Annotated in this window: 24 protein-coding genes, 2 pseudogenes and 1 other annotated feature (1 of these 27 only partly in view); of the genes and pseudogenes, 4 read left to right on the forward strand and 22 right to left on the reverse strand. The window is 32.4% G+C overall.

The window, feature by feature from the left end; genetic code table 11:
- Positions 1-126, reverse strand: a binding site (T-box leader) (it extends 100 nt beyond the left edge of the window).
- Positions 127-211: 85 nt separating this feature from the next.
- A complete protein-coding gene (locus ACYUJ6_RS16050; RefSeq protein WP_461843700.1) occupies positions 212-2,023 on the reverse strand; it encodes an N-acetylmuramoyl-L-alanine amidase in 1,812 nt (603 codons plus the stop codon).
- 256 nt (positions 2,024-2,279) lie between these two features.
- Between ACYUJ6_RS16050 and ACYUJ6_RS16055 the strand changes: the two genes are divergently transcribed.
- Entirely contained in the window at positions 2,280-2,912 is a 633-nt protein-coding gene (locus ACYUJ6_RS16055) for an MBL fold metallo-hydrolase (protein WP_461843701.1), read from the forward strand.
- A 38-nt stretch (positions 2,913-2,950) separates the two neighbouring features.
- On the opposite strand, the gene ACYUJ6_RS16060 is transcribed toward ACYUJ6_RS16055, so the two are convergent.
- The 5 genes and pseudogenes from ACYUJ6_RS16060 to ACYUJ6_RS16080 all read right to left on the reverse strand — a co-directional run.
- A complete protein-coding gene (locus tag ACYUJ6_RS16060; protein WP_461843702.1) occupies positions 2,951-3,316 on the reverse strand; it encodes an ArsR/SmtB family transcription factor in 366 nt (121 codons plus the stop codon).
- Between the two features lie 88 nt (positions 3,317-3,404).
- A complete protein-coding gene (gene nrdG, locus ACYUJ6_RS16065; RefSeq protein WP_461843703.1) occupies positions 3,405-3,917 on the reverse strand; it encodes an anaerobic ribonucleoside-triphosphate reductase activating protein in 513 nt (170 codons plus the stop codon).
- 24 nt (positions 3,918-3,941) lie between these two features.
- Positions 3,942-5,705 (reverse strand): annotated as a pseudogene (locus ACYUJ6_RS16070) (anaerobic ribonucleoside triphosphate reductase); the annotation flags it as partial.
- 135 nt (positions 5,706-5,840) lie between these two features.
- Positions 5,841-7,688 carry a group II intron reverse transcriptase/maturase gene (gene ltrA, locus ACYUJ6_RS16075; protein WP_461843704.1) on the reverse strand — a complete coding sequence of 616 codons (1,848 nt, stop codon included), beginning with the start codon at positions 7,686-7,688 and terminating at the stop codon, positions 5,841-5,843.
- Positions 7,689-8,505: 817 nt separating this feature from the next.
- Positions 8,506-8,850, reverse strand: a pseudogene (locus ACYUJ6_RS16080) (ATP cone domain-containing protein); the annotation flags it as partial.
- A 153-nt stretch (positions 8,851-9,003) separates the two neighbouring features.
- Between ACYUJ6_RS16080 and ACYUJ6_RS16085 the strand changes: the two are divergent.
- Entirely contained in the window at positions 9,004-9,195 is a 192-nt protein-coding gene (locus ACYUJ6_RS16085; RefSeq protein WP_461843705.1) for a hypothetical protein, read from the forward strand.
- A 249-nt stretch (positions 9,196-9,444) separates the two neighbouring features.
- On the opposite strand, the gene ACYUJ6_RS16090 is transcribed toward ACYUJ6_RS16085, so the two are convergent.
- The 14 genes from ACYUJ6_RS16090 to ACYUJ6_RS16155 form a co-directional block, all read right to left on the reverse strand.
- Positions 9,445-9,633 carry a ferredoxin gene (locus tag ACYUJ6_RS16090; RefSeq protein ID WP_369703266.1) on the reverse strand — a complete coding sequence of 63 codons (189 nt, stop codon included), beginning with the start codon at positions 9,631-9,633 and terminating at the stop codon, positions 9,445-9,447.
- A gap of 121 nt (positions 9,634-9,754) precedes the next feature.
- A complete protein-coding gene (locus ACYUJ6_RS16095) occupies positions 9,755-10,603 on the reverse strand; it encodes an Mrp/NBP35 family ATP-binding protein (RefSeq protein WP_461843706.1) in 849 nt (282 codons plus the stop codon).
- A 60-nt stretch (positions 10,604-10,663) separates the two neighbouring features.
- A complete protein-coding gene (locus tag ACYUJ6_RS16100) occupies positions 10,664-11,509 on the reverse strand; it encodes a hypothetical protein (RefSeq protein WP_461843707.1) in 846 nt (281 codons plus the stop codon).
- 186 nt (positions 11,510-11,695) lie between these two features.
- Positions 11,696-12,280, reverse strand: a complete 585-nt coding sequence (locus tag ACYUJ6_RS16105) for a PsbP-related protein (RefSeq protein ID WP_461843708.1) — start codon at positions 12,278-12,280, stop codon at positions 11,696-11,698.
- A gap of 16 nt (positions 12,281-12,296) precedes the next feature.
- A complete protein-coding gene (locus ACYUJ6_RS16110) occupies positions 12,297-13,685 on the reverse strand; it encodes a DUF7922 domain-containing protein (protein ID WP_461843709.1) in 1,389 nt (462 codons plus the stop codon).
- Between the two features lie 102 nt (positions 13,686-13,787).
- A complete protein-coding gene (gene rsmA / locus ACYUJ6_RS16115) occupies positions 13,788-14,633 on the reverse strand; it encodes a 16S rRNA (adenine(1518)-N(6)/adenine(1519)-N(6))-dimethyltransferase RsmA (protein ID WP_461843710.1) in 846 nt (281 codons plus the stop codon).
- 1 nt (position 14,634) lies between these two features.
- Positions 14,635-15,189: a ribonuclease M5 gene (rnmV, locus tag ACYUJ6_RS16120; protein ID WP_461843711.1), complete on the reverse strand. Its 555-nt coding sequence runs from the start codon at positions 15,187-15,189 to the stop codon at positions 14,635-14,637.
- Between the two features lie 89 nt (positions 15,190-15,278).
- Complete coding sequence (locus ACYUJ6_RS16125) at positions 15,279-16,319, reverse strand: 3D domain-containing protein (protein ID WP_461843712.1); 1,041 nt, start codon at positions 16,317-16,319, stop codon at positions 15,279-15,281.
- Positions 16,320-16,646: 327 nt separating this feature from the next.
- A complete protein-coding gene (locus tag ACYUJ6_RS16130; RefSeq protein WP_461843713.1) occupies positions 16,647-17,417 on the reverse strand; it encodes a TatD family hydrolase in 771 nt (256 codons plus the stop codon).
- Between the two features lie 114 nt (positions 17,418-17,531).
- Positions 17,532-19,466, reverse strand: coding sequence for a methionine--tRNA ligase (gene metG / locus ACYUJ6_RS16135; RefSeq protein ID WP_461843714.1), 1,935 nt, complete (start codon positions 19,464-19,466; stop codon positions 17,532-17,534).
- 257 nt (positions 19,467-19,723) lie between these two features.
- Entirely contained in the window at positions 19,724-19,861 is a 138-nt protein-coding gene (locus ACYUJ6_RS16140) for a hypothetical protein (RefSeq protein WP_461843715.1), read from the reverse strand.
- A gap of 28 nt (positions 19,862-19,889) precedes the next feature.
- Positions 19,890-20,444 (reverse strand): uracil-DNA glycosylase, encoded by a 555-nt coding sequence (locus ACYUJ6_RS16145; RefSeq protein ID WP_461843716.1) that lies wholly within the window; start codon positions 20,442-20,444, stop codon positions 19,890-19,892.
- Between the two features lie 78 nt (positions 20,445-20,522).
- The gene (locus tag ACYUJ6_RS16150; RefSeq protein ID WP_461843717.1) at positions 20,523-21,041 is read right to left on the reverse strand and encodes a spore maturation protein; all 519 of its coding nucleotides are present in this window, start codon (positions 21,039-21,041) and stop codon (positions 20,523-20,525) included.
- Positions 21,042-21,074: 33 nt separating this feature from the next.
- Positions 21,075-21,650, reverse strand: coding sequence for a nucleoside recognition domain-containing protein (locus tag ACYUJ6_RS16155; protein WP_461843718.1), 576 nt, complete (start codon positions 21,648-21,650; stop codon positions 21,075-21,077).
- A 209-nt stretch (positions 21,651-21,859) separates the two neighbouring features.
- Here ACYUJ6_RS16155 and ACYUJ6_RS16160 point away from each other — a divergent pair, with 209 nt between their 5' ends.
- Positions 21,860-22,111 carry a metal-binding protein gene (locus tag ACYUJ6_RS16160; RefSeq protein WP_461843719.1) on the forward strand — a complete coding sequence of 84 codons (252 nt, stop codon included), beginning with the start codon at positions 21,860-21,862 and terminating at the stop codon, positions 22,109-22,111.
- 129 nt (positions 22,112-22,240) lie between these two features.
- Here ACYUJ6_RS16160 and ACYUJ6_RS16165 read toward each other — a convergent pair whose 3' ends face one another.
- Complete coding sequence (locus ACYUJ6_RS16165) at positions 22,241-23,743, reverse strand: Ig-like domain-containing protein (protein ID WP_461843720.1); 1,503 nt, start codon at positions 23,741-23,743, stop codon at positions 22,241-22,243.
- Between the two features lie 73 nt (positions 23,744-23,816).
- Complete coding sequence (locus ACYUJ6_RS16170) at positions 23,817-24,734, reverse strand: polysaccharide deacetylase family protein (protein ID WP_461843721.1); 918 nt, start codon at positions 24,732-24,734, stop codon at positions 23,817-23,819.
- A 580-nt stretch (positions 24,735-25,314) separates the two neighbouring features.
- On the opposite strand from ACYUJ6_RS16170, the gene ACYUJ6_RS16175 reads away from it, so the two are divergent.
- Positions 25,315-25,500, forward strand: a complete 186-nt coding sequence (locus ACYUJ6_RS16175) for a hypothetical protein (RefSeq protein WP_461843722.1) — start codon at positions 25,315-25,317, stop codon at positions 25,498-25,500.
- Positions 25,501-25,696: the final 196 nt, after the last annotated feature.

Here is a 25,696-nt window from a genome sequence, read left to right on the forward strand (position 1 = left end):
AATCAAAATATCTTTCAACCCTTCAACTCCAAGGTGATTTTCTCCAAGTTATTCTATGAGTTCTCAACATCCTCACTCTCTGTAAGCAATACAAACTTAGATACTCTCCCCGTTCAATGTCTTTAGACTAGTCATTGTATAATTTCTCTTTATTATATTATATGAATTTTTTATTGTCAATTTATTTTATAATATTTGCTATTTAATTTTTTTATTTATATCCAAGTGTTTGCAGTATTCCGTCAGCTATAGCCTGTGCAAATTTTTGCCTATATTCATCACTGCTCAACTTCGCCGCATCATCGGGACTACTTACAAATCCCAACTCTACAAGGGCTGATGTTGCATCAGTATTTTTAGCAATATAAAGCCAGCTTCCATCTTTTAATCCCCTGTCATACATTCCAACTTCTTTTACAATACTATTTTGTATATTTGAAGCCAGCTTTTCTCCTTCTGAATTTCCTGTATAATATAAAGTTTCCGTACCATGAGCAGAAGACTCAGTAAAATAATTGGCATGAATACATATAAAATATTTTGCATTGGCGGAATTTGATATATCGCATCGTCTTTGAAGACTTTCATTGACACTCATTGGAACAGAACGCATATCTGTAGTTCTGGTATAAACTACATTTATACCCTTTGATTGAAGTATTGCACCGGTTTTTAATCCTACTGCTAGAGTAATGTCATCCTCCTGAAGCCCATTTATTCCTGTGGCACCAATATCCTTTCCCATTCCATGCCCTGGATCTATAACTATTACAGGTGTGTCGTTTGACGGTGGTGTTTCAGTGGGATTTGAAGCTATAGTCAAAGTAAAAAGTACTTGTCTATTATAACCAGGTACCGTTCCCTTATAAGTAAATGTGCCGGTTTTAGAAGAATCAATTGAGTCAGCCCACCATATTACCGGTACTTTTTTGCTTGTGCCATCACTCATAGTAGCTTGTACACTAGTAGGAAGTGAATATTGGTCTCCTGCAGTTATATTATCAGACAAATTTGATATGGAACTTATAGTTATTTCTTTATTCCCATCCATAGATCCCAGAGCTTTCAAAATTCCCTTTGCAACAGCCGCTGCGCTTTTATTTTGATAATCATCACTTCCAAGCAGTGCACTCTCTTCAGTACTAGTCATAAATCCCAGTTCCACCATGACTGCCGGAGCCACAGTTCCTCTAAGTATGGTATGTTTATACGCTCCTGCCTTAATTCCTCTGTCTGTACGTCCGGTATAACTTATCATCTCATTCTGAATTTTCTCAGCAGCATTTTTGGCCGAATCACTACAATCAGTATAATAAGTCTCTATTCCACTTACCTGGGAACTTCCCCCATAAGAATTACAACGCAAAGCTACAAACAAATCTGAATTTGCCTTATTTGCTGTATCAAAACGGGTCTGTAAATCCGAACTGCTGTCCCATGTTACATTATCCTCTTTTCTGGTATAAACTACATTAACTCCATTTTGCTCTAGTATTTTCCCCAACTTTAATGCCACAGACAAATTTACATCTTTTTCTTTTAGACCTGACTGACTCACATTTCCAAAATCTGTACCTCCATGACCTGCATCAATGGTAACGGTGTACTTTGCATTTCCAGAAGAAGCTGGATTTGATTTCACTGTGAACTGCATTTTAGGCTGATCCTTTAAACTTTTACCAGATGCAGATTTCAAGCCGTTTTTTACAGTTAGGTCATAGGTTTTTCCATATGTATACTGTGTTTTAGGGGTAATTACTATATTTGTTCCATCTTGTCCAACTTGCAGGGAAACTGGAACCACATTACCATCACTGTCTGTTACAACTATATTGGAGTCATTTACCGTATTCATGTCCAATTTTATGTTGAATTTTATATTCCACGATTTATTTACTTCTACATCTTTTCCTACAGTCATTCCATCATATCCAGCTGCTTTCACATCATTAACCCCTGCAGATGCTATAAGCATAAATATAAAACCCATTAACAGTACCATATAAATTCTTGCATTTTTCAAATAATCACCTCCATATACACCTTATATTATTATAATATAAGGGTATTAATTTTGTATATAAAAATAGATATATTTACATATTAATCTAAGATATATATTTTTTTAATAAAATATTTGTAGTAATGGTATAATACTATTAAGTGATTCTTAAAAAGAATCTGCCCAAAACCATACTATTGTTTATTCCCCACTTTGAAGGAGTTGGGGTATTGGAAGGATAAAAGCAAAAAAATTTTATGATAAGGAGATGTTTTTTATGAAAATAACATGGTTAGGCCATTCCTCTTTTTTATTGGAGGATTCAAACTGTCATAAGCTTTTGACAGATCCTTTTGATGAAACTGTGGGATATAAAGTTTTCCAGGGAGAAGTGGATTTGATTACAATAAGTCATAATCATTTTGATCACAACTACACACAAAATATAAAATACGGCCACATTATAAATAAAACAGGTTCTTTTAATTTATATGACATTCCTATTATGGGAATTCCTTCTTATCATGACAAAGTTAGAGGAGCCAAAAGAGGGAAAAACATAATATTTATAATAGAAATGGATGGTTATCGAATATGTCATCTTGGAGATCTGGGATATATATTATCCAAAGATGAGATAGAAAAATTAGGCAGCATAGATGTGCTGTTGATTCCGGTAGGAGGTAATTTTACCATAGATGGTAAAGAGGCCGCAGAACTGACCAGATCCATTAACAGTCATATGGTAATTCCAATGCATTATAAAACTTCCTCTTTAACTTTTGAATTGGATGGTCTGGAAAAATTCCTTAAATATATGAAGGGTGCAGAAAGAATTAAGAACAATTCCCTAGTTATAGAAAATAAACTGCAAGAATACAATTCAGTTAAAATACTCGATTATAAATAATTTTTGAATGAAATCATCTTGAATATCTTAATGAAATACTAATTGTGTTCTACATGCTCTAACCCTGCGTTAAACAGCCTGTTTATATGTTCGTCATCTAGTGAGTAATATACTGATTTTCCATCTCTTCTAAACTTAACCAGCCGAGATGTTTTTAAAATTCTAAGCTGATGTGATATAGCAGATTGACTCATCTGAAGTATCTCTGCTATGTCGCATACACATAATTCCTTTTTAAATAGTGCATATATTATTTTAATCCTTGTAAAGTCACCCAGTACTTTAAAAAGTTCAGAAAGATTTCTGAAGACTTTTTCATCCAGCATACTTTTTTTAACACACTCTATACAATCTTCATGAAGTTCAGTACAAGAACATACTTCGATTCCCGAATTCTCTTTCACATTATCAACTCCCCACTACGAAGTATTATAATATATTTAATTGGAGTCTTTCAACTAAAATCAACAATACCTGCTTAAAAACAAATTTTCAATTATAGGATATTTCTATAATCCTGTGAGATATCAGGCTGGCCTTTACATCGATAATCCTCTGGTTACTTGAACCCTTGAACCTGAGTCTGCTGTCTTTTTTACTTTCTTCAAACTTTCCATCTACCAATACATCTATGTTATTTATCAACTTCTTCCAATATATATCTTGTGTGTTATACAGAATATGCTCAAAAGTATATCCTGTATAACACCATATATTCAAATCCAGTCTTTTAATTTTATCTGCCATATAGGCAAATTCTTCTGCCTGTTCAAAAGGATCACCGCCTGAAAATGTAATTCCAGTTATCAGTGGATTAATTTTAATTTGTCCAATCAAATCATCTGTATCCTTTAACTCTCCTCCATGAAAATCATGTGTGGAGGGGTTGAAACACCCTTTACAATTATGCCTGCATCCCTGAGCAAAAAACACCCTTCTCATCCCAGGTCCATTAACCAGGCTTTCATAGGCAATACCTGCCAATCTGACTTTTTTTCCTGCCACTAAACTTCACCTCTATAAGATAACTTAAGAATACACGTGTTTTCCCTTTCCCTGGGATATCCTGTCTGCCCTTTCCGCCATCTTTCCCTCTCCAAACCTTTCATCCAGTGATAAATATCCCGTAACCCTGGATATGCCCTGAATATTACTGCTTCCACATTTAGGGCATTTATCTTCACCATGCAAATAAGTGCCACATTCTTTACAATACCTTATATGAAAGTTTATTCCTATATAACTTATATTGGTATTGTCATAAGCATAATTGACTATATTTCTAACAACTTCTTCCGATGGATAATCATCTATTTCAACATAACTTATGTGCCCTCCATTGCATAATTTATGATAAGGAGCTTCAATATCAATTTTATCCTTTATAGATATTGGGAAACCTACCGGGATATGATAGGAGTTAGTATAATACTCCTTATCTGTTACACCAGGTATTTCTCCAAATATTCTTTTATCCTGAGCTATGAACTTTCCACTTAGTCCTTCTGCAGGAGTTGCATAACAGCTCCAATTCAAATGAGTTTCTTCCGTAAGCTTATCCGCATAATTTCTAATATGAGCAATTACCTTTATCCCCAGTTTTCTTGAATTCTCATCTTGGCCATGATGTCTTCCGGTTAATGCAACCAGTGTTTCTGCAAGTCCAATAAACCCTATTGCCCATGTACCTTGTTTTAATATTGGCTCTATGGAGTCATCCTCCTCTAAATTTTCAGCTCCTTTCATAAGTTTTTGTCCAGCCACAAAAGGCAAGTCTTTAACCTTTAATCTTTTTAAAATATCATATCTGTGCATAAGGGACTGTCTTGAAAGTTCAAGCCTTTTATCAAGCAGTTCAAAAAATCTATCTGTACTCCCCTTGGAAATAATACCAACTCGAGGTAAATTAATAGTTACAGGTGCTATATTTCCCCTGCCCTTTACACCTGCCTCCCCATTTATGTTAGAGCAGACATAAGTCCGGCACCCCATGGTTGCAGGCATTATGCCTTTGTCATAATACTCCTTGTTAAAATCCGCATCCAAATTCATGAATGTGGGGTTCATCCTCTTTGAAGCCACCTGGCAGGCTATCTTAAATAGATAATAGTATGGATCCTCTTCATCTTTATTTACACCCTTTTTAACTCTGAATATTATATTGGGGAATATTGGCTGTTCACCTTTACCAAGACCTTTTTCATACTCCAGTAAAAATATTTCACATATCAAAGCTGCATCCGCTGATCTTGGCACACCTATATTTATGGAACTGAAAGGTACCTGTGATCCTGCCCTGGAATGCATGGTATTTAAATTGTAGATCATGCCCTGCATGGCTTGCTCTATACTTCTTCTCAATTTTTTATCTGAAATTTTCTCTATTTTATGTTCTTCCACTCCCACTGCTTTTAAATCACGGATTATTTCCTTTCTTGTAGGTTCAACAAAAACAGCCATGTCATTATCAAAATCCGGATGAGACTGCCCCCCAAACATATCATTTTGTGAGGACTGCAGAAGTATGCAGGAAAGTTCTGCAGCGGATTCTATTCTTCTAGGACTTCTTATATTCCCATACCCAGTATTAAATCCACCTAGAAGCATTTCTTTAGTTGGTATGTGAAGACAATTTATAGTTAGATTATAGGAATCTAAATCATGATAATATATATCTCCATTTTCGTGTGCCTTAGCCAAGTACTTCGGCATGGTGGCCAAATTATGCCACTTATTGGATTCGCTTGCTATCCGCAACAGCTTTGCGCTAAAATTATTACCAACATTGGATGACGATAGGTAAGTTGTTGATATTATCTCTGGCTTTTCCCCCGTCTCACACCGTACGTGCAACTTTCACTGCATACGGCGTTCCGGCGATATTAGCCTATATAGTTATTATAATTAGTTTAAATAGCAAAATTTTTATTAAGCGATTATTGGTTCTCTATTTTTAAGTAGTTTTCTTAACTCATTTATCTTTTCAAGCATTTTGAATGTTGGTTTAATGATGTCTACATATTTTTGTATAGTTTCTTCTTTTCTTGCATGTATAAGTTTGTGTACTTCTCTTGTTATCAAAATAAGATTTTGGTAATTATCTTTTCCACCTTGACTTCTTTGTATTTTATGGTGTACTTCAATGTTACCTATTTCTAATTTGTTTCCTGTTATAGCACATAAACCTTTTTGTCCACTATACAAAGATAATCTATTATCGTTGTATTCAACACTCAAACTTCTTACTGGGTTTTCCATTAGGTAGTGCAAAATATCTGCATCGACATGTTCTAATTTCTTATGAATTTCTTTTCTTCCTTCTATTGTATAATCACATATTTCCTGTTTAAAGGCATATGGAATTTTGAATTTTACTCCTAATATCGGGAATAAAGCACAACCATCAACATAATATGTTTTAAAGTTGTAATCTTCATAATACTTTTGAAACAATTTACTTTTTGTACCCTTAGTAGTAATGTTGTCTTTGAGTTTTGATTTAATATATCTACTTAAGTTGAAGGCTATGTCATGAAAATCTATATTAACTAATGTGGCTATTTTGTAATAGTTTTGAATTCCTAAGACGGTTGAGTTATATTTATTGACCTCATTCGCATTCGGATTCTTTAATACATAATTCACCTTTTCTTTTAGTTTCTTAATGATATTTATTCTTGCTTTGTTGCTTATTCTTGTTTGCACCATTAACTTTTTATGTTTCTGATGTACCTTCATTTTGAAACCTAAGAATTCTGTGTAGTTTTTCTTCAAGTTGGTTACTTTGGATTTTTCTGTGCTTATCTCTAAGTTTAGTCTTTCCTTTAGCCAACTCTTAGTAGCCACAAATACTTTTTGTGCTGTTTTTGCATCTTTGCACATTATTTTAAAGTCATCTGCATATCTGACTATGAACATAGGTTTAAGTTCAGTTTTCTTTAATGCACTATATCTTCCACCTCTTGATGTTAGAATTTCAGATGTCCTAACTGACCTCATTGTAAAATTGGTTTCCCATTGGTTGCTAATCCACCAATCAAGTTCATTTAGAACTATATTTGCGAGTAGTGGTGATAACATTCCTCCTTGTGGAGTACCTTTAGTTGGGATTCCTTCACCCTTAATTTCAGCTTTTAGCATTTTACTTATTATTGATATTAAATTTTTGTCTCTTATTCCCAAAGTCCAAATTTGCTTTAATAGTTTTGCATGGTTTACATTATCAAAGAAACCTTTAATGTCAACATCAACTGCATAATGAAAACCAGAATTATTAACTAATGAGTCCAACCTTTTTACAGCATGATGTGTATTTCTATTCGGTCTAAATCCATAACTATGTGGATGGAACTTAGCCTCGCAAATTGGTTCAAGAACTTGAAGTATGCTTTGCTGAATGATTCTATCGGATATAGATGGTATACCCAATGGTCTCATTTTTCCGTTTGCTTTCGGTATTAGCTTTCGTCTAACTGGCATAGGTTTGAAATTTGCTAACCTTCTTTTTATATCTGTTGTAAGTTTTTCAATGTCTTTCTCACCTAAGTCTATTATGTTAGCCGGGTCAGCTCCGGGTGTTTTACTACCTTTGTTCTTTTTAATATTTCTATATGCCAGTATGATATTCTTTTCAGAACATATGATTGGCATTAGATTGCTGAATACTTTACCTTCTTTACTTTTACTGTATAATTCATCAAATGTTTCTTGTAGGTTGTAGTATTCATTATTTCTTAGTTTAGCCTTCTTAATGTTTGTTTCTTTCTTTGCTATCATTAGTCAGTCTATCACTCCATTTATCATTTTGTGAATAGCCTTCTTTTAGTCTTAACAGAACCTAATTTTACTAATTATTTAACTTCTTAATACTAATAACGCTTAATGGCTATCCCTCCACTCCTTATTATCAGAGTTTCTTAGGTACTATGCCATCGCTCTCACTCACATTGAAAGAAAGTTATAATACTTACGTATTTTTCCCTTCTACCACTTCACAGAATTGTAGTTCTCCATGTTAGTGAGTTTTCCAAGTTCCACTTGCGTATATCTTTTATCATATATCCTTAGGTGCTTCCTCTGAGCCTGTCAACTGGATACTGCCTCTAACAGTATAAGGTATTTCATAACAACGATTCTTACTTTACCTCATTGACCACAAACTTAGTTGTGCCATACATTTCTGTATGTTCCGAGTATAGACTCGTACATTCGGAAGTTCGTCAGTTTGCTCTGTATCGCAAACAATTCTCACCATAGACATTTTATAGAAACCATAAGTATCGCAGACACATTCCACCTCTGGAACGGTTTCGAGTATAGACATAATTATCGTCTTAGTACAACATATAGTGTATATTTTTATAATTATTGTTTATATTTAATATTTGACATGCATATATCTATCTTTCGGTCTGCTGTCCTCAACTCTTCACCCTGCTACTAACCCCAATCTTGCTACAACAAGACCAGTGCATGAGGGAGTATTAGTTGTGCGTTTCAAGGCGTTACCCCATCATTCCACATCTCTACACAAGTAGTTCAACCTTTTTACAGGTTGGCTGTTATTTCGGTTCTAACAGCAACTTGTCGCACCATTGTCCCTGTCTGTCTGAACTCCTATTTTGTCGATGGCCTTCATAAGATCAGATTTTATCTCTCTTATGTTATTTCTCTCTTTTCTATAATTTGAATAAGATAATCCTATTTTCAAATATCCTCTTTTTATAAGTATCTCTTCAACTATATTTTGTATATCCTCCACATTTATTTCTTCCAAATCCAACTTTTCTATATGCTGGGCGACTTTCTGAGTCAAGTCAATAAATTCACTTTCCTTTAATTCACAGCCTATTTCGTCAGAAGCTCCTTTTATGGCATTAGTAATTTTAATAGAATCAAAATCAACTTTTCTTCCATCCCTTTTTACAACATGTAGCATACGTCATTCCTCCCACCTACTATATCTTGTATATCCACGTTGATTATTATACTATGCCGCATATAGAAAATCAATCTTAAAATTAAATTTTAAGAATAATAATCTAAATAATGATAAAGCTAATAAAAATTTAAACTTTAGGAGGAAATTTTTATGATTGGCAAAATAATAGATTTAAATATTACAGAGGCTCTTATAAGTTTTCAGGATGGCTCTACTGTTGATGTAGGTACTTCTCATTTGCCTTCCAACATTAAAATAGGGGATGCCATAAACATAGACCCTCACCCCACATATATGCTAAATGATAAATTTAAAAATATTTCTCCCCTGAATATATTATAATTTTATTTTCAAGCAATGATTTTTATCGTAATACTCTTATATTTAAAACCTATGTTCTTTCTTCAATTAGCTTTTTCTATAATATTTTTTAAGGTTCAGAATAAATCTCTATTTATTCTGAACCTTAAAAGTCTGTTTATCCTAAAGCTGCCATTGAGTTAATAACCAAGCTCTTCTAAGGTTTGGATAGGAAGAGTATTCCTTATTAGCAAGCTTAACCCGAACCTAAAAATCACTTGATATACTTCCTTATTCTACAGTAATGGCAGAAACCGGACAGCCTTCCTCTGCTTCCTTTGCTGAGTCCTCTAATTCTTCCGGCACCTTGCCCGTAATTGCAACTGCTTTCCCGTCATCATCCATGCTAAAAACATCAGGACATGTACTTGGACATAATCCACAACTTACACAAACATCTTTATCAACTACTGCTTTCATATTATTCTCCTGTTAAAATAACAGGAACTTCACCCCTTTCATTGTAATTTAATAATATAAATAAAATTATCTTTGATTTATATTATTGCCTAAAGACTGGATTATTATATGCAAATTGAAATTATTTCAATTTTATTATAAAATTATCCAATAAATTATTGTACTGAGAAGAATTAGCTATATAACCCTCTGCTTTTCCATCTTCCATGCTTTCTGTCAGTTCAGAATTTACAGGCATTTCCTCCAATAGCTTCAATCCCAGATATTGAGCTTGTTCCTTCGCAGACTTTTTACTAAATAGCCTTATTTTTTCTCCACAGCTATTACATTTAACATAAGACATATTTTCCACTACACCTATAATATTTATGTTCATTTTTTCTGCCATTATAACCACCTTTTTTACTATCATGGATACCATGTCCTGTGGTGTAGAAACTATAACCACTCCTTGCAGTGGAAATTCCTGCATTATAGTAAGAGCTATATCCCCTGTTCCCGGAGGCATATCTATAAGAAGATAATCCAATTCCCCCCAGTCCGTATCAGAATACATTTGTTTTAACACCCCTGCTATCATAGGTCCTCTCCAAATAACCGGCTGCTCTTCTTCCTCTGTTAAAAGATTTAAAGATATTACCTTTATGCCCAAAGAGGTTTCTACAGGTAAAAATTTTATTTCCTGGTTCTTATCAACTTGAATTATATCTGCTCTTTTATTGTTTATTCCAAAAAATCTAGGCATAGATGGACCTGTTATATCTCCATCAAGTACTCCTACTTTATAACCTTCAGACTTCAATTTTACCGCCAATATTCCCGTAACCGTTGATTTCCCCACTCCGCCCTTTCCGCTCATAATACCTATTATATGCTTTATATTGCCGTATTTGGGGAATACAAAATCACACCTATTTCCACTTCTGCCATTGCATTTAGATTTACTTGAACAATTATCACAACTACCCATATTTCTCCTCCTTCTACAAATCCAATTTATTCACTGGCTGTCTTATCTCAAAATATTACTCTAAAAATCCTTTGGCTGATTCTGGAATACGTTTATATCCCATCCACCACCACTATAGGTATCATATATATAATAAATTTTTTCACTTTCATTTTTCTTATCCCAAAATGTGATAGTTGCCTTATATAACGTAGATTTATACCCTTCAGTTTTTACTGTAACCCATATATCATATTTGTCCTTATCATTGTTACCTATACCAGCATTTTTAAACTTGTCATTGAGATCTGACTTGAACTCTTCTACTTCAGTGGATAATATAAATCTTTCGCCCTCTATATCATCTTTAAAATTTATTCCTATTTTTTTATTTCTGTCTTTATCTTTAAAGTACTCATTTAAAGTATTCATTATTGAACCATAATAAACTTGTTTAAAATTATTTGGAGGCATTCTTATATTCCAAAAATTATTGATTATATCACTATCTATTCTTTTTGATATAATATATGTCTGATCCTTACTGTAAAGGTTTCCCATGTCTTTTTTATCAAGACCTGCTATATAACTAAACTTATGAATTTTATTATTGCCTTCATCTATCTCAAATATATAATCCGGCTGTAAGGATGATTTTTTTGATACTTTTTTACCTGAAGACAGTATATCATACAAATCTTTAATTGCATTTTGATCAGTAACTACAAATTTAAATCCCTGATCTCTTATATTTTGAATAACTATTTTATCAACCTTTCCCTGTCTTATGTACTCAAAATCTGAATTTTTTAATCCAGCTTTAACTTTCAATTCATCTATCTTATTGCAGCCACATAATAAAATAGCTGCTATAAGTGTACTTAATATTAAAAATATGCTTAATCTTCCTTTAGTAAATTTCCTCAATTTTCTCACCTGCTGATAAAATATTGTCAATTTTTCAACACACAAATTCCTATCTGCGCTTCATTTGCAGTATGGAATTCAATTCCCCTCTATGCTAAAAAATCTATGAATATTATAACATACTTATAACAAAAAAATCCCCTTCCATGGTAATTAAACCTGAAAGGGATAAAATATAATATTTTACTATTTATACTCTAAAGTTTTTATAATAGTTTCAAATATAGTAGGCATGTTCTCTTTGAAATCCTTGTTCTTTACAAAAAAAGAAAATCTGCAAAATTGCTTTCCCTTTTCTAGAAAATATTCTATACCTCTGTAACTGTCTCCAATCTCTTTTGTAATGGTATACTCAACCAAATACCCATCACTGCCATTTATATTAATTTTTCTTATATTATAATCCTTATATAAGTTCTGCTTTTCAGATATACTTTTGCTGTTTTGCAGAAATACCTTTAAATCTCCATTTAAATTCCAAACCTGGACAAAACCATTTATTTTGCTGTCTGCACTTTTAAAATCACTATGGTATATTATTTCATCTCCAAATATATCCTGATTTCTACAAATCCAATTAGAGGGCAATTTATATTTTACTCTATTTTTTAATCCACTGTACTGAGTTAAAGATTTTATATCATTTTGCATTAAAGCTGTAAACTTTAATTTCATATCAAAGTTTTTTTCAAGTCCAAATAAAATTATCATAAGCCCTATTATAATTATTGTAACTCCAAGCTTTCTTCTATTTATCAATATCACTTTCATAAAAGACGCCATAGTATTATTTTCTTACAGGTATTATTACTGTGTTTGTTTTAAAATCATAAAACATCAGCCAATATCCTGTCTTATTTTTATCTTTTAAAGATATCCATGTAACAAACCCAGATTTACCACCATAAGGCTGATCTCTTTTATCCTTAGTGCCCAAAATCCCATATATTAAATATTTTACTTTACCCCTTTTATCACACTTATATCCCGTTAAATATTGGCAATGCTTTTTTATATATGGATAATACCCTATCATAGGATAATATATTAAGGCATATTTATTATAGTCGTTCATATTATACATGTCTTCCATGGAGTTTACAGGCACATTATACCACTTGCATCTTTTTAACTCTTTACTTATGTTTTTAGTTTCCTTAAATCCATTCATAAGATTGTTGAAAAAGTCTCCTTCAGGTCCCTTAGGGTAATCTGCCAACTCACTTATGTCTTTTTTATTTTTATATTTATGTCTATTTAATTCCGCCTTTTCATATGCCTCAGTAATGGAATCATCTACATATATAGAACTGGAATTATCCTCCTTTGGTATTTCATATTCCTCTGCATCTTCCATTTCAAGATCCTTTTTAATTTTTGATTCAAAAATATCCTCAATAACTTCCGTATTATCCTTCTCTGCTTTATTTTTCTCTGCTTTATCTTTCTCTTTATCATCCCTAGAAGTTTCTTTATCCATATCTTTTTCATCATCTGATTTTTCCAATACTTTCTTCTCTCCTGAATCTTCAACCTGTACTACATTACCTGACTTTTCTTCCTTTCCATCTAAATGTACTTCTTTTGTATCCTTTTCATCTTCTTTTACATTTTCCCTACTGGCCTTAACTCTTTCTATGCTTTCCTCATATTTATCAAATATACTCTTGTCCTCAACCTTTTCTGGTTTAACAGTCTTTATTTCTTCAGCATTCTTATTTTCCTTTTCTTTTAAGCTTTTACTTCTGTCCTCTAATATCCTGAAAGTTTTCCATTCAGGTATTTCTGTACTTGCAAATCCGCTCATTACAGACAGTATGTTATTATCCATCATTCTGACTATAGCAGCTCCTGATACCTTATCCATGGATATACCGCTGCCAGCCACATCATTCATAGGATATTCATAGCATACATCCGCTCTTCCATAATCATCTATGTTCATTTCACCTATTTTAATTATATTTTTTATATCCTTCTTATTACATATAAGTATCATATAATACGGTGTTTTTTCCTTTTTTAAATTTTGTACATAATATGATATTTTGCACTTTTCATTTTTCATCTCCAATTTTGCATATCCTGAAGCAATCTTATCAGAAGCTAAAGAGTATCCTTTTTCGTCTTCTTGTAATATTATAAAGTATCTACTATAACTCTTTTTTTGTGCCAACTTCCTATACCTCCATATATTATATTCATTATAATATATGAAGTAACTTCCAAAAAGTGAACAAATAGTTTTAACTTCTATATAAAAATCATGCTGCACTGTTTATAAATTAGCGGATATTTCATGTATGGAATCAGATAATTTACCAAACTCCTCCACAGACAATGTCTCTCCCCTTCTTTTAGGATCAATTCCAGCCATATTAAAGACTTCCTCCATATGTTCTTTAGGAATCTTTAATACCTTTAAGGCATTCCACAAAGTCTTTCTCCTCATATTAAAAGCACATCTTACAATTTTAAAAAACAGCTTTTCATCTTTAACTCCAACTCTTGGTTTACTCAATTTACTCAATTTTATAACTATGGAATCCACCTTAGGTCTTGGTATAAATGAAGAAGCTCCTACTTTTCTTATCAATTCAACATTACAATAATATTGAACAAGTATAGATAGTGCACCATATTCCTTACAATCAGGTCTGGCTGCAATTCTTTCCCCCACTTCTTTTTGTATCATTATGGTTAAGGTTTTAAAATTATAATGCTCATTTAATAGTTTTGCAATAATAGGTGTGGTTACATAATAGGGTAAATTTGCTACAATCTTTACACTGCTCTCATTATTTATTATTTCGGAAAAGTCCACCTTTAGTACATCTTTATGTATTAACTGAAGATTGGGAAACTCTTTTAGCTCCTCTTTTAAAATGGGAATTAAATTCATGTCAACTTCAATGGCATATACCATTTTTGCGGCCTTCAAAAGTTCCCTTGTTAAGTTTCCCACTCCCGGGCCTATTTCTACAACCAAATCCTCTTTACCTATTTCTGCACTATTTACTATATCCTCTAATACTGAATTATCCATTAAAAAATTTTGTCCCAGCCCTTTTGAAAACCTGAATCCATATTTTTTCACTATATCTTCCGTAGACAGATTACTCATATTATTTCACCCTGTTCATCCTTTTATTTATTTTATTAACAGCTATTTTAAATTCCTCTTTTGTTATTCCATAATTATTCAGCCTGAATAAAAATTGGGAGGTATTACAATACCCTATACCAAGCTCTTTTCCTAAAATATCTCTTTTGTCCCTAGAATTTGATTTTCCTGTAAGTCCAAAAAATATCATATCATTTATGTCAAATTCATATCTTTTTTCTTTCAACTGGCATTTTGCACTATTTAAAGCATTTATTATGGTTTCCGGAAGAGCATTTTCCACCCCTATATCTCCATTTTTTATTCCATCCTTTTGAGATATATATGCATGTTTTATTCCTTCAACTCGCTTTGATATAATTTTTCTTATTTTATCTCCTGCAAAATCCGGATCAGTCAACACTATAACTCCCTGCCTTTTCTGAGCTTCCCTTATTCTATCTATAACCTTTTTATTTATTCCAAATCCGCCTACAGCTATAAGCTCTGCGTCTACAGCTCTTTTAACAGCTGTTATATCATCTCGTCCTTCCACTACTATTACTTCTTTTATCATAAAGTTCCTCCTCGTAATAAATTGATCTAGTGAACATATATCAATAGATCTAAATCACTTATTTAAAGAAAAAATAGGAGCACATGCTCCTACCCAATTACGTAGACATTAACCCATTTTACGCCCCAATTAACAGCTTCTGATCCTGAATTGAAAAATAGATCTACCCTATTGCCCTTAATAGCTCCGCCTGTATCTTCAGCTATAGCATAGCCATAGCCTTCTACATAAAGTTTTGTACCAAGGGGTATTACTCTGGGATCAACTGCTATAGAGCTGTAATTTCCGCTGCTTCTCTTTGCAACGGTTCCTGAAGCAGTTATGCCAAATCCTGAATCCCCAGGCCTTTTACCTGTACTTTGATAATCTGCAGTATACGCAGTTGCTTTCATTTTAATGGATTGGGCATAATTAAGGCTTCCACCTCTAGAAGGAGTACTATGAGCTAACGTCCCCACAGCTACAACCTTTTGTACAGGTTCCCTCCTTACAATTTCACTTATTATTTTTCTGGAAACCTCTTTACCATCTTCATATATTATTCTGGTTATAGTCTCCTTTTCACCATTTTGTCCTTCTTGTAAAAGCTTTCTAGTACCATCTGCAATCTTTGAATCACTTTTTAAAACTGTTCCATATTCTATAGGTCTACTTTCCTTCATGTTTTTAACTTGAACCCTAGTCACTATTATCTTCATTCCTTTTTCAACAGAATGGTTTCTAGATGGATACACTTTATCCAAACTTGAAGTCTTAATATTTTCTTTTTTTAAGAAATCTCCAACATTATCTTCTACTGACTTTATATTTAATTTTTTACCATCAACTGTTACTTCAACTTCTACTGCTCTTTTAACTATTAATCTACCTTTATCTTCCACTCTCTTGTCCAGGCTAGGGGTTACTTTGTCCCTTGGTCCTATTTTAATTCCATTGCTTGTCAGAACCTTCCCATAAGTACTGTTGAATGTAACGACCTTTCTCTCTCTGCCATCTACTGAAATTATTACCGTTTTTTTTATACTAAACATTATTAAAGTCAAAATTACCAGACTTATAGATACAATAAACTCTATCTTAGGACCATTGGGAAAATATTTCTTTAAGCAAGTTTCAAACCTCTCCACCATAAAAATACCTCCTCCGGGCAAAAGTGACATATCCCATTATAAATGGGATCTAAATTTATGTCAAACATCGCCCTGTATAAAACTGTTCCTCAAAATATCAATGCATCCCTATGCATAAAACTTATAAATAAGATAATTATTTATGATTGCGGTATTATAAAAATAATTCAAATTTCAAAACAAGTCATTCAGTTTTTTATTTGGAATACAGTTTTTATTATTTTTAGGTGGCTTTAATATAAATTATGTTGCAAATATAAATTTGATTACTAAAATAAGCAAGTCAAAACAAGTACGTTGACATCCTCTTCCTATTTTACACTATTATTACAATTTCAGCAAGCGATTTATATTGGAAATTGTTATTTTGCTTATTGTACCTATATCCACTTCCTTTATTTCTGCTATTTTACTCATAATAGATTGAATATACTCAGATCTGTTTCTCTTGCCTCTAAAGGGAACTGGTGCCATATAAGGGCAGTCAGTTTCAACTAAAATCCTGTCAGCAGGCACTTCTCTTACTACATTTATCAGTCTTTTTACATTTTTAAAAGTCACTACTCCTGTAAATCCTATATAATATCCTAATTTCAAACATTCTCTTGCAAATTCAACACTTCCTGAAAAGCAATGAATCTCACCAATAACACCTTTAAATTGCTTTATTATATTTAAAGTATCCTCATGAGCTGATCTATCATGTATAATCACAGGCAAATTAAGCTCTTCCGCCAATTCCATCTGTTTTATAAATACAGCTTTTTGTATATCTCTAGAAGGATTTTCCTCATAATAATAATCAAGTCCTATTTCTCCTATGGCTCTCACTTTCTTATTTTGTGCCAGATTTCTCAATTCATTTAATGTATTGTTGTCAAATTTATCTGAATACTCAGGATGTATTCCCACGGCTGCATAGAATATATCATGCTTTTCCGCCAACTTGACGGAAGTTCTGGATCCTTCTATGGAAGAACCACAATTTAGTACTCCTACTACATTGTTTTTTTTCAAATCTTCTATTACTTCTTCTCTATCTTTATCAAACTGTTCATCATCATAATGTGCATGTGCATCAAAAATACTTATATTCATATTTATCATTCCCTCCCTTATGGTCTATAAATACATATTAATTACAGCAAAATACTACCAAAATTCAACTTTTGATAGCATTTTACCCTCTTAATTTTAATATATAATTGTATTTTAACTTATTGTACTGCCTGTAGGAAGCTCTCCTGATACTGATACTGTAAATAGCTTTCTATTGTCCTCTGAAGCTGCAGACAATATCATCCCCTGTGAAATTTCACCTTTTAATTTTATAGGCTTCAAATTCGCCACTATTACCACATATTTGCCAACAAGCTCTTCTGGCTTGTAGTATTTAGCTATCCCTGAAATTACCTGCCTTTTTTCCTTTCCTACATCCAGCTGAAACTTAAGTAATTTCTTTGAACCCTCTATAGGTTCACATTGCAATACTTTTGCCACTCTTAAATCCAGTTTTTCAAAATCATCTATGGCTATTTCCTCCTTGGAGGGTTTTGCTTTAGATCCCTTTGATGCCTTTTGCTGCTCCTTTAATTTATTTAATTCTTCTATTTTTTTATCTACATCTATTCTAGGAAACAAAACTTCTCCCTTATTTATTTTAGTTCCTGCTTTAGTTCCATCGAAGGAAGCTATACTATCCCAGGAGGTAAGGTCCGCATTAAGCTGTTTATACATCTTTTCACTGGTTTCAGGAAGATATGACGAAATACATACTGCTATTATTCTTAAAGATTCCGAAAGATTATAAAGCACCGTTCCCAGTCTTTTCTTTTTATTTGTATCCTTGGCTAATATCCAAGGTGTGGTTTTATCTATATACTTATTTGACTTATCTATAAGCTCCCATATATTATCCAATGCTTCTGGTATCCTCAACTCATTCATATTCTTCTCCACCTTTTTAGGCGTTTCCATAGCTGTATTTATAAATTCATTATCTAAATCTTCTCTTTCTGATGGTGCTGGCATTATTCCATCAAAATATTTTTCAATCATAGTACAGGTTCTTGATAATAAATTTCCCAGATCATTAGCTAAATCAGAATTTATTTTTTTTATAAATATTTCATTGTTAAATAACCCATCAGCACCAAATGGAATTTCCCTTAACAGATAATACCTGACAGCATCTGCGCCAAAATTATTTACCAAAACTACAGGATCCACAACATTTCCTTTGGACTTAGACATTTTCCCGCCATTTACCAAAAGCCATCCATGTCCAAATACCTTTTTAGGAATAGGTTCTCCCAAAGCCATAAGCATTATAGGCCAATAAATAGTATGGAACCTCAATATATCCTTGCCTACTAAATGTACGTCTGCCGGCCAATATTTCTTATATAATTCCTGATTTTCACTGCCATAACCCAATGCAGTTATATAATTTGCCAGTGCATCTATCCAAACATATATTACATGTTTTTTGTCAAAGGTTACAGGTATTCCCCAATCAAAAGATGTTCTTGAAACACAGAGATCTTGAAGACCTGGTCTTAAAAAATTATTCAGCATTTCATTTTTTCTGGATTCAGGCTGTATAAAATCCGGATGAGTTTCAATATAATCTATAAGTTTAGGTGCATATTTTGACATTTTAAAAAAATAAGCTTCTTCACTTGCCTTTTCTACAGGTCTTCCACAATCAGGGCACTTTCCATCCACCAATTGAGTTTCAGTCCAAAAAGATTCACAGGGAGTACAGTACCATCCTTCATAATTTCCCTTGTATATGTCTCCCTGATCATACAATTTTTTAAATATTTTTTGAACCGCCCTTACATGATAATCCTCTGTAGTTCTTATAAACTTATCATAACTTATATTCATGATTTTCCACAGTTCTTTAATTCCAGCCACTATTTCATCCACATACTCTTTAGGACTAACTCCTTTGGCTTCCGCCAATCTTTGAATCTTCTGTCCGTGTTCATCAGTGCCTGTTAAAAGCATGACATCGTATCCGGTAAGTCTTTTAAATCTGGCAAGGGTATCTGCTGCTACAGTAGTATAGGTGTTTCCTATATGAAGATTCGCAGATGGATAATAAATAGGTGTAGTAATATAATAAGTTTTTTTAGTCATAATTTTCTCTCCCTTTTCTCTTAATTTTATATAAATACAAAATATTATATAGTGAAATAAAATGTATTTGGGTCAGATATGCAGTTAAAAAAAGCCTCTATATGAAGAAAATATCTCCATATAGAGGCGAAATTTACGCTTTGCCACTCTATTTTATCTTTATTTCACAATAAAAACATCACTAGGTAACTCAATTTATATATCTGAAATTATTCATCACCTTGCAATATAACGGCTGCTGCCGTGTCATTCTATTATTATTTCAAATGACCTGCTCTGGAGCCATATTCATAAGTTGTTTCATCTTCGACTTTCACCAAATTCCTGTCCACTCTCTTTGCACAAATCAACTTACTACTCTTTCCTTCACGGCATTTAACAATATAATATGCCATATACTTTTAACTGTCAACATTTTTTGTTTCAAAATTCCTCATACTTTTTCTTTATGTCTTTTAAGTCTTCCCAAAACATAGGGTTTTTATTCTCGTCTCTAAGCACTGCAGAAGGATGAAAAGTAGCAGTCATATAAAATCCTTTCCTCTCAACCCATTTTCCCCTATCTCTTGTAATTCTCCAATCTTTTCCCAATATACAGTTCATTGCAGTAGCTCCAAGGCAGACTATTATTTTAGGTCTTACCAATGCCACTTGATTTCTCAAATAAGGAAGACAGGCTTCTTCCTCATGTTCATGAGGAGTTCTATTATTTTCTGGTCTGCACTTACAAATATTACATATGTAATAATCCTTTTCCCTATGCAGTTCCAGAGATTCAAGAACTCTTGTCAAAAGTTTACCGGCCCTTCCTACAAAAGGCAGCCCTGTTCTATCCTCGTCCGCCCCAGGCGCTTCTCCTATAAACATGATCTTTCCTTTAGGATTGCCATCTCCAAAAACCATATTTGTTCTATTATCACCTAAAGCACATTTATGACAATTTATACATTCTTCATATAGTTCTTTCCACTTCAGCAACTTAATTCTCACTCCAAACTATACCTAGTAATTATATTATATATTATACAACTAATATGATCTCATAGAAATACTTCATTAAAACATAATTCTAGTTATTACAACTGCTGCAATAATGGCTGCTATATCTGCCATTATTGCAGCCCAAAGGGTATGTCTTATTTTTTTTATGCCCACGGCTCCAAAATAAACTGTAAGAGTATAAAATATGGTTTCTGTAGAGCCCATAATTATAGAAGATACCCTGCCTATATAATTGTCAGGTCCAAATTTATTTAAGGTTTCAGCAAATATACCAAGAGCTCCGCTTCCTGAAAGTGGTTTTATAAGAACCAGGGGTACTACTTCCGGAGGAAGTCCTATAGTCTTAACTATGGGCTTTATAAGGGATATGAAATAATCTAAAGCTTTAGATTCCCTGAATACTCCCACTGCTATTATCATAGCCAGCAAATACGGAAATATCCTAATACATATGCCAATACCCTCTTTAGCCCCTTCTACAAAACATTCATAAACTTTAACTTTTTTGAATACTCCATATGTAATTATTGTAAATATAATTATAGGTATTATGGCTTTTATTATGTAATCCAAGTCATTCTCTCCCTTCTTTTTCTAAAACCTCAGTTAAAAATACTTTTCCATTATTTTGCAGCATATTACTCCAACTACTGCTGCCACAGTAGTTGCTATTATACCGGGTATTATTGTTTCCGCCGGATTCTTTGAGCCCACAGCTGCCCTTATAGAAATAACCGTAGTAGGTATAAACTGTATACAGGCTGCATTTAGCACTAAAAATAGAGCCATATCATCACTGGCCTCACCTTTTTTTTCGTTCAGTCTATCAAGTTCTTCCATGGCTTTTATACCAAATGGTGTAGCCGCATTAGATAAGCCCATCATATTAGCAGTTATATTCATGACTATTGCACCCATGGCCTTTTCATCTTTGGCTGCCTTTTTAAACAATATCTTTAAAATGGGCTTCATAATTTTAGCTATTTTATCTGTAAGTCCGCTTTTTTCTGCTATTTTCATAACCCCGCACCAAAGACACATTATTCCCACCAAGCTTATGGCAAGTTTTACTGTTGAATCAGAAGATGCAATAATAGACTTAGATACTTCTTCTCCTCTTCCTCCAAGTATTCCAAAACATATTCCAAAGGCTAAAATAAAAAACCATATAATATTAATCACAATAATTCACCCCTAATTTACAAATCAATACCATATTTTAATACTTTCTATACAATTAATATATGATATATACCCTGCATATAAGCCTATTTATTAGTACAAGTTTGTGACCCTGTATCTGGCATTTAAAAGTCTTTTGCTGCTATTGAAAATACCTCTTAGGAGTGTTACCATTTATACTATGATAATTTTTTTATTGGAGGTTAATAATGACCATTAAAGATATGATGAAATATATAGAAAGTGAATACTCAGTTATAAATGATACTCCCTGTGAAATATGTGGTGGAGACTACCTAGCTAAAGATTCAGATATAGCTGTAGTTAATGGAATTCCCTATGACATATGTGACTGCATTTGCTCGGAATGCGGCCATGAAAAGACATTTCAGTTTTGTGCTCCTTTCATAGAGGATGAGGATATAGCAGACACAGCAAATATAAAAAACATATTAAATTAATTCAGAATATCTTACTTAAATTTCCTTGTATCTGACTTATAAATCCAGGTTATTTTCTAGAAATAAAAGAACAGTATCGAAATAAATTTTTTTATTTCAACACTGTTCCACTTATTTTATATCCCAATACTATTCTTTAAACCTAGGTATTTCAAACTCCAAATTCAAGCTATTGTCTGATGCCATATTTTGAATTCCTTTAATTATATCTGATATTTGTTTAAAAGCCCAGGATACATCCGTGGCATACTGATGTTGTCCAGGTTCTTCAGGATTCCATCTCATGTTGTAAAGAGTATCTTGTCCAGCTTCAACACCATTTATATAATTACCTGATATCCACTTTGCTCCTCCTGAAATAGCAGCTTCTGGAGTTGTCCATCCGTTTTCATAAGCTGCTCTGGTACCACTTAAAACAGAACTATTATCCACTGCATTTATTCCAAAAAAATTATATACCGGAACATCATATAAATAAGTTCCATCATCATTTTTAGCTCCGCCATTTGCCAAAACCGAAGTCCCGTTTGCAGTCTCCAGCATAGCATGTGAAACAAGATAATATACATTTATATTATTAGCTTTGGCTGCATCCAGAAATGCTTGTCCTTTATCTTCCAGAATTCCTTTGCCAAGTAAAAGATTATTTAAACTATCTGCTGTGGCATCATCTGAGTATGTAAGTTTTAAAAATTGATATTTACCATAGCCGTCAAGAAAATTATTAGGGTTTGAATAGTATTTTATCAGATTTTTTGAAGCTGCATTGTTCATAACATCGGTTTCTACGAATACAGCTTTATCAGAAATATTCAATTGTGTATTAACCATATCATTCAATGACACATTATAGTTTATGTATTCATCATTTTCATTATCCACACTGTCCACACATCTGAAATAATCCACAGTATAATTGTCATAATCAGTGTTCACATCACTATGAGCTCCTTTAATTCCTGTTCTTTTTATATAGATTACAACTTTATATTTTTGTCCATTAGTACTTCCACTTAAGGTTTTGAGAGAGGATATTTTACCATTATTGTCAGGGCTGGTATATCCATCCGTCAGCTCTGTATAATCATCGGCTTTATCATACTGCCCATTTACAAAAATTCTGTATTGTACATCCGATGTACTGTCACTTTTCATATAAAACCCCTGTTTTTCAGATGACAAAAGAGGAGTAAATTCAAAATCATCAGAAACTATATTTGGAAGCTCTGAATAGCTTGTACCATCTGAATAACTGTTAGTTGTAGTAAATTCCATCTTTAAAGGATTTGATAATCTTTTCCCTGACATTGATTCAACATTTTGTCCTATTGTCACATAATATTTTTCACCAGGAGCATACCCAGATACTTCAGGACTTATCAAAACAGTACTTCCATTACTTCCTATGCTCACAGCCACAGGCACTTTATTATTTTTCGAATCCGTAACAGTTATATTTCCATCGTTAACTGTGCTTGGATCCAAATCAGTATTGAATTTAACAGTCCATTCTTTGTTTGTATCAATATTTATTCTAGGAGCTTCTATTTGTGAATCCGCAGATACCTTAAATTGAAAAATCATGAACATGCAAAATGCTGTCATAATAAAAGCTTTTATATTTCTCTTCAACAAAATTCCCCCATTCATATATTTATATTAAAATTCGTGTAAATTATTTTAAATATTTATAATGGCACCTCCCCTATTGACCTGTATTTTCATAATTTACATTTGTCAGACGTCTTTGAAATTCATCCATTCCATGGTTGGAACTTATATATACTCTGTCCAATGCATATAATCCTTCATCTTTATGAGCCCATCCTGCTACTGTAGTAAAAGCTAAATTATATCCAGCAGCTTTTGTAGCCCTTACAGTATCCTGATTCCATTCCCCATATGGATATGCAATATAATTAACCTTTTTATGTAACAATTTTTCCAAGAAATCTTTAGAGTTTTTTAATGTCTCCAGCTGTTTATCATAAGTTAACTTATCCAATTTATCATGATTTACTGTATGACTTTCAATGTCTATACCATAGTCCTGCATTTCTTTTAACTGGCTGGAGGTTAAAAAACCTTTTTCATTGTCTATAGTACTTGTAATTATAAATATGGTGGCCTTGAAACCAAATTCTTTTAATATGGGAAAAGCATTTTCATAATTATCCTTATAACCATCATCAAAGGTTATAACTACAGATTTATTGGGCACAGGCTTATTATAAACTAAAAAATCATAAAACTCATTCATAGTAAGGGTAGTGTACCCATTTTCTTTTAAATATTGCATTTCTTCTCTGAACTTTTCTTTTGGAACCCTTAATTCATTTCCCTTTTCATAATCTATTGAATGATAATATAAAATTGGAATAGATTTCGAATTGTATTTTAAATCTCCCCCTGTAAATTTTCTATCTTTAACTGTCTTCTGTTGATTATCATTCTTTTTTATATTTTCTTTTTTAGCGTCGTTAAATTTAAGACTTATTTTATTATCATCTTTTCCCTTGTAGATGGTATGAGAACTCTTGGCCCTATAAACACCATAAATGATAATTACAATCAAAAATATTAAAGATACCTTAATTAAAATTTTTATATTCTTATGTGCCATTTTATCATTTTCCTTACATATTATTGATTCTGTGGATTGTAATCATATTTTAGAATAAAACCTGCATATCTGATAATTCAATATTATATATATCCTACCATTTATTATAATATATATATATAATTAATAAAACAAAAATTTTAGTTATACACATTATCAACAGATTTTATGTTAATAACCTGTTATTATTTTATCTTCATCATATTATCTATAGTAAATTTATTATATTTCTTACATTTTATTATAAATTCCTTATTATATATACACATTATCCACAGTTTTGTGGACAACATGTGCATACTTTTAAAATTACAGTAACCAAATTAAAACAATTTCCATATAATATTAATACCCACACAATTACAAAGCTCACAGATTACAGTTAACATTTCCCAATACAAAGTAATATACCTTTTATCTCACAAAATTAAGGGGATTTATTATCCCCTTAATTTTTATACTGTTACTACAAAAGGCAAAAATTCATTGAAAAATATTCTTCACAATTTTCTTAACATTTCTTTACTTTTATGATATTATAATAATAAAGAAACTTTTTCATGAAAGGTGGGGCTATTCTATGAAAGATAACGTTATCAAAGTAAATTTTTCAAAAAATAACAAGAAAAAGAACATGTCATTTTTTTCTTCAGTAAAATTTTCTTTATCAAAATTATTTAGCTCTGCAAATAAAACCTCCAAAACAGATAAAGCAAAAGATAAGAACAATAAAAAAATAATCTATTATTCCAGGGATATATCTTAAGGTGCTAAATACATGCACCTTTTTATTATATGTGATAAAATATAATGAAGTTATTCTTAGATGAGATGGAGTTTACCCATAAAGAATATTTTTTCCACTACATTTTAGAGTATTCTATCCAGGGATGTAGCATTGCTTAATGACACCTTGAAGAAGTGGAACATTGACAATGACAGTCATGGAATAAAAATCTAGG

Source organism: Clostridium sp. JNZ X4-2 (assembly GCF_054889485.1).